The organism is Pseudomonas sp. Sample_24 (assembly GCF_004307605.1).
Taxonomy (GTDB): domain Bacteria; phylum Pseudomonadota; class Gammaproteobacteria; order Pseudomonadales; family Pseudomonadaceae; genus Aquipseudomonas.
Window position 1 is genome coordinate 15,655 of the sequence record NZ_RCNW01000184.1, and the last position, 5,634, is coordinate 21,288.

The 5,634-nt window shown below is 60.5% G+C and carries 6 protein-coding genes; all 6 read left to right on the top strand.

Annotated elements, in window-relative coordinates; all coding sequences use genetic code 11:
- Positions 1 to 525: cyanophycin synthetase (locus D8V06_RS09620; protein WP_277751292.1), on the top strand; the 525-nt coding region annotated here is incomplete at its 5' end.
- Positions 522 to 1,478 carry a D-alanine--D-alanine ligase gene (locus tag D8V06_RS09625; protein WP_056853194.1) on the top strand — a complete coding sequence of 319 codons (957 nt, stop codon included), beginning with the start codon at positions 522 to 524 and terminating at the stop codon, positions 1,476 to 1,478. The genes D8V06_RS09620 and D8V06_RS09625, both read left to right, overlap by 4 nt.
- Before the next feature lie 4 nt (positions 1,479 to 1,482).
- Complete coding sequence (locus D8V06_RS09630; RefSeq protein WP_056853193.1) at positions 1,483 to 2,349, top strand: cell division protein FtsQ/DivIB; 867 nt, start codon at positions 1,483 to 1,485, stop codon at positions 2,347 to 2,349.
- Between the two features lie 15 nt (positions 2,350 to 2,364).
- A complete protein-coding gene (gene ftsA / locus D8V06_RS09635; protein ID WP_056853192.1) occupies positions 2,365 to 3,624 on the top strand; it encodes a cell division protein FtsA in 1,260 nt (419 codons plus the stop codon).
- A gap of 72 nt (positions 3,625 to 3,696) precedes the next feature.
- Positions 3,697 to 4,890, top strand: a complete 1,194-nt coding sequence (gene ftsZ / locus D8V06_RS09640) for a cell division protein FtsZ (protein ID WP_053154973.1) — start codon at positions 3,697 to 3,699, stop codon at positions 4,888 to 4,890.
- A 112-nt stretch (positions 4,891 to 5,002) separates the two neighbouring features.
- The coding region (lpxC, locus tag D8V06_RS09645; RefSeq protein ID WP_130930865.1) for a UDP-3-O-acyl-N-acetylglucosamine deacetylase at positions 5,003 to 5,634 on the top strand (632 nt) is incomplete at its 3' end.

The window sequence follows — 5,634 nt, forward strand, 5'->3', positions numbered from 1 at the left end:
CAGGGCCTGTCCGGGTTCCAGGGTGTCGGCCGGCGCTTCCAGGTCTACGGCGAACTGCCGGTGGACGACGGCAGCGTGATGCTGGTCGACGACTACGGTCACCACCCGACCGAAGTGGCGGCGGTGATCAAGGCCGTGCGCGGTGGCTGGCCGGAGCGCCGATTGGTGATGGTCTACCAGCCGCACCGTTACAGCCGCACCCGCGACCTGTACGACGATTTCGTCAATGTCCTGGCCGACGCCAATGTGTTGCTGTTGATGGAAGTCTATCCGGCCGGCGAAGAGCCGATCCCGGGTGCTGACAGCCGCAAGCTGTGCAACAGCATCCGCCAGCGCGGCCAGCTCGATCCGATCTACATCGAGCGCGGTGCCGACCTGGCGCCGATCGTCAAGCCGCTGCTGCGTGCCGGCGACATCCTGCTGTGCCAGGGCGCGGGTGATGTGGGCGGTCTTGCCCCGAGTTTGTTGAAGAGTTCGTTGTTCACGGGTGCCGTGGCGGCATCGGTAGAGGGAAAGTTGAAATGATTGCTGCGTACGCCAACCTCGTTTCCACTGTCGCGCCGAAGGACTTCGGCCGCGTCGCCGTGTTGTTCGGTGGCAAGAGTGCCGAGCGCGAGGTGTCCCTGAAATCGGGCAACGCCGTTCTCGACGCGCTGCAAAGTGCGGGCGTGGATGCGTTCGGCCTCGATGTGGGCGACGACCTGTTGCAGCGTCTGCAGAGTGAAAAGATCGACCGCGCCTTCATCATCCTCCACGGTCGCGGTGGTGAAGACGGCAGCATGCAGGGCCTGCTCGAATGCCTGGGCATTCCTTACACCGGCAGCGGCATTCTCGCTTCGGCCCTGGCCATGGACAAACTGCGCACCAAGCAGGTCTGGCACAGCCTCGGGATTCCGACGCCACGTCACGCCGTGCTGCGCAGCGAGGCCGATTGTATTTCGGCAGCGACGGAACTGGGCTTTCCTTTGATCGTCAAACCGGCCCATGAAGGTTCAAGTATCGGGATGGCCAAAGTGACTTCCGCGTCCGAATTGATCGACGCCTGGAAAGCGGCCAGTACCTACGATTCGCAAGTGTTGGTCGAGCAATGGATTCAAGGTCCGGAGTTCACCATCGCCACCCTGCGTGACCAGGTGTTGCCTCCCATCGCCCTGGGCACGACGCACAGTTTCTACGACTACGACGCCAAGTACATCGCCAACGATACCCAATACCGCATTCCGTGCGGGCTGGATAGCGCCAAGGAAAAGGAACTCATGGACCTCACGGCGAAAGCCTGTGACGCGCTGGGTATCGCCGGTTGGGGCAGGGCGGACGTGATGCAGGACGCCGACGGGCAGTTCTGGTTTCTGGAAGTGAACACCGCACCGGGCATGACCGATCACAGTCTGGTTCCGATGGCGGCCCGTGCTGCCGGTCTGGATTTCCAGCAATTGGTTCTGGCGATCCTGGCCGCAAGTATCGAGGCAAGAGGTTAAGACCATGCATGGCGCTCAAGTCAGACATCAGCCACCCGTACCCGGCCGCAAGCCGGTGCCGCGGGGTGCCAGCCGAATGGTGGCCAAAGAGCCGATGTCTGCGCGCCTGCCGAAAGCCAATTTCGGTTTTCTCAAGAGTCTGTTCTGGCCGGTGCTGCTGGTGGCGTTGGGGTTCGGTACATACGAAGGCGCGCAGCGTTTGCTGCCGTACGCTGACCGGCCGATCACCAAAATCAACGTGCAGGGCGACTTGAGCTACATCAGCCAGCAAGCGGTGCAGCAACGGATCGCTCCATTCGTGGCGTCGAGTTTCTTCACCATCGACCTGGCGAGCATGCGCACCGAGCTGGAGCAGATGCCATGGATTGCCCACGCCGAAGTGCGCAGGGTGTGGCCGGATCAAGTGGTGATCCGCCTGGAAGAGCAACTGCCGGTTGCCCGATGGGGTGACGAGTCGCTGTTGAATAACCAGGGTCAGGCCTTTACCCCGCGTGAGCTGGCGAACTACGAACACTTGCCGCAGCTGTTCGGTCCACAACGGGCTCAACAGCAGGTGATGCAGCAATACCAGGTCCTGAGCCAGATGCTCCGGCCGCTGGGCTTCTCGATTGCACGCCTGGAGTTGCGTGAACGAGGCAGCTGGTTCCTGACCACCGGCCCAGGCAGTGCGGGCCCCGGGATCGAACTGCTGCTGGGGCGCGGCAACCAGGTGGAAAAGATGCGCCGCTTCATTGCCATCTACGACAAGACGCTTAAAGAACAGATTACGAACATTGCGCGTATCGATCTGCGCTACGCCAACGGCCTCGCTGTTGGCTGGCGGGAACCCGTAGCGCCGACGGCAGCCCAACCCGCTGTCGCGAAGAATTAAGAAGAGGCAGGACCCATGGCAAACGTGCAAAGCGGCAAAATGATCGTCGGTCTCGATATCGGCACCTCCAAGGTGGTGGCGCTGGTAGGCGAGGTTTCGGACGACGGCACGCTGGAAATCGTCGGGATCGGTACGCATCCGTCCCGTGGCCTGAAGAAAGGCGTGGTGGTGAACATCGAATCCACCGTGCAATCGATCCAGCGCGCGATTGAAGAAGCCCAGCTGATGGCGGGTTGCCGCATCCACTCGGCATTTGTCGGCGTGGCCGGCAATCACATCCGCAGCCTGAACTCCCACGGCATCGTGGCGATTCGTGATCGCGAAGTCAGCTCTGCAGACCTTGAACGCGTGCTCGACGCCGCCCAGGCCGTGGCGATCCCGGCTGACCAGCGGGTGCTGCACACCCTGCCGCAGGATTACGTGATCGATAACCAGGAAGGCGTGCGCGAGCCACTGGGCATGTCCGGGGTACGTCTGGAAGCCAAGGTTCACGTGGTCACCTGCGCCGTCAACGCCGCACAGAACATTGAAAAATGCGTGCGCCGCTGCGGCCTGGAAATCGACGACATCATTCTCGAGCAACTGGCGTCGGCCTATTCGGTGCTGACCGACGACGAAAAAGAACTGGGCGTGTGCCTGGTGGATATCGGCGGCGGCACCACTGACATCGCGATCTTCACTGAGGGCGCGATCCGCCACACCGCAGTGATTCCAATCGCGGGCGATCAGGTGACCAACGACATCGCCATGGCGTTGCGCACCCCGACCCAGTACGCCGAAGAAATCAAGATTCGCTACGCCTGTGCCCTGGCCAAGCTGGCCGGTGCCGGTGAAACCATCAAGGTGCCGAGTGTTGGCGACCGTCCGCCGCGCGAACTGTCTCGCCAGGCCCTGGCCGAAGTGGTCGAGCCGCGCTACGACGAACTGTTCACGCTGATCCAGGCCGAGCTGCGCCGCAGCGGCTACGAAGACCTGATCCCGGCCGGCATCGTGCTGACCGGTGGTACGTCGAAGATGGAAGGCGCCACCGAATTGGCCGAGGAAATCTTCCATATGCCGGTACGCCTGGGCGTGCCTCACGGTGTGAGGGGCCTGGATGACGTAGTTCGCAACCCGATTTATTCCACCGGCGTTGGCCTGTTGATGTACGGCCTGCAGAAGCAATCCGACGGCATTTCGTTCTCGGGCATCGGCAGTCGCGACAGCTACAGCAACGAAGAGCCGAAAGGCGCCTTGCTCGATCGCATCAAGAGCTGGGTACAGGGAAATTTCTAAGGATTTACCGCAGCACCGTTGTAGATATACGCAGTAGGCGAAAAAAACTAGAGAACGTAAAGGAGAGGGAAAATGTTCGAACTCGTAGACAACATCCCCGCAAGTCCGGTAATCAAGGTTATCGGTGTTGGCGGTGGCGGCGGCAACGCTGTGAATCACATGGTCAAGAGCAACATTGAAGGCGTCGAGTTCATCTGCGCCAACACTGATGCCCAGGCGCTGAAAAGCATCAGCGCGCGGACCATCCTGCAACTGGGTACCGGCGTGACCAAAGGTCTGGGTGCCGGTGCCAACCCTGAAGTAGGTCGTCAGGCCGCTCTCGAAGACCGTGAGCGCATTGCCGAAGTCCTGCAGGGTACCAACATGGTGTTCATCACCACTGGCATGGGCGGTGGTACCGGTACCGGTGCTGCGCCGATCATTGCCGAAGTGGCCAAGGAAATGGGGATCCTCACCGTTGCGGTGGTGACCCGTCCGTTCCCGTTCGAAGGTCGCAAGCGCATGCAGCTGGCCGACGAGGGCATCCGCCTGCTGTCGGAAAGCGTCGACTCGCTGATCACCATTCCCAACGAGAAGCTGCTGACCATCCTCGGTAAAGACGCCAGCCTGCTGTCGGCTTTCGCCAAGGCTGACGATGTACTGGCCGGTGCCGTTCGCGGTATCTCCGACATCATCAAGCGTCCGGGCATGATCAACGTCGACTTCGCCGACGTGCGTACCGTGATGAGTGAAATGGGCATGGCGATGATGGGCACTGGCTGCGCCAGCGGTCCGAACCGTGCACGTGAAGCCACTGAAGCGGCCATCCGCAACCCGTTGCTCGAAGACGTGAACCTGCAAGGCGCACGCGGCATCCTGGTGAACATCACCGCCGGTCCTGACCTGTCCCTGGGTGAGTACTCCGACGTGGGTAGCATCATCGAAGCCTTCGCTTCCGAGCATGCGATGGTCAAGGTCGGTACCGTTATCGATCCGGACATGCGCGACGAGCTGCACGTGACTGTCGTGGCGACCGGCCTGGGCGCTAAAATCGAGAAGCCTGTGAAGGTCATCGACAATACCGTTCACACGTCGATGGCGTCGCAGCCACAACAACAAGCCCCTGTTCGTCAGGAAGCTCCAGCGGTGAACTACCGTGACCTGGACCGTCCGACCGTCATGCGCAACCAGGCTCAGGCCGGTGCTGCGGCTGCCGCGAAGATGAATCCGCAAGATGATCTGGACTACCTGGACATTCCAGCATTCCTGCGTCGTCAGGCCGATTGATGAAATGTATCAGGGCTATGAAGGTGATTGGTGTTCAGCAAAGGCATGGTCTGCTATCATCGCCAGCCTTTGTTGATACCAGTTCGCAATTTGCGCTGAAGCGGCCCAAGCCATGATTAAACAACGCACACTGAAAAATATTATCCGTGCCACAGGTGTAGGTCTGCACTCCGGGGAGAAGGTCTACCTGACCCTCAAGCCTGCGCCTGTCGACACCGGCATCGTGTTTGTTCGTGCCGACCTGGACCCTGCGGTGCAGATCCCGGCGCGCGCGGAAAACGTTGGTGAAACCACGATGTCGACCACTCTGGTCAACGGTGACACCAAAGTGGATACGGTGGAGCACTTGCTCTCGGCCATGGCTGGCCTGGGCATCGATAACGCCTACGTCGAGCTCTCCGCGTCCGAAGTCCCGATCATGGATGGTAGCGCTGGACCCTTCGTATTTCTGATTCAGTCGGCTGGCCTGGAAGAACAGGAAGCCGCCAAGAAGTTCATCCGCATCCTGCGTGAAGTGACAGTGGAAGACGGCGACAAGCGCGCCACTTTCGTCCCTTTCGAAGGTTTCAAGGTGAGCTTCGAGATCGATTTCGATCACCCTGTTTTCCGTGACCGCACACAAAGTGCAAGCGTGGATTTTTCCAGTACTTCGTTCGTAAAAGAAGTCAGCCGCGCCCGTACCTTTGGTTTCATGAGTGACATCGAGTACCTGCGCAAGCACAACCTCGCACTCGGCGGCAGCGT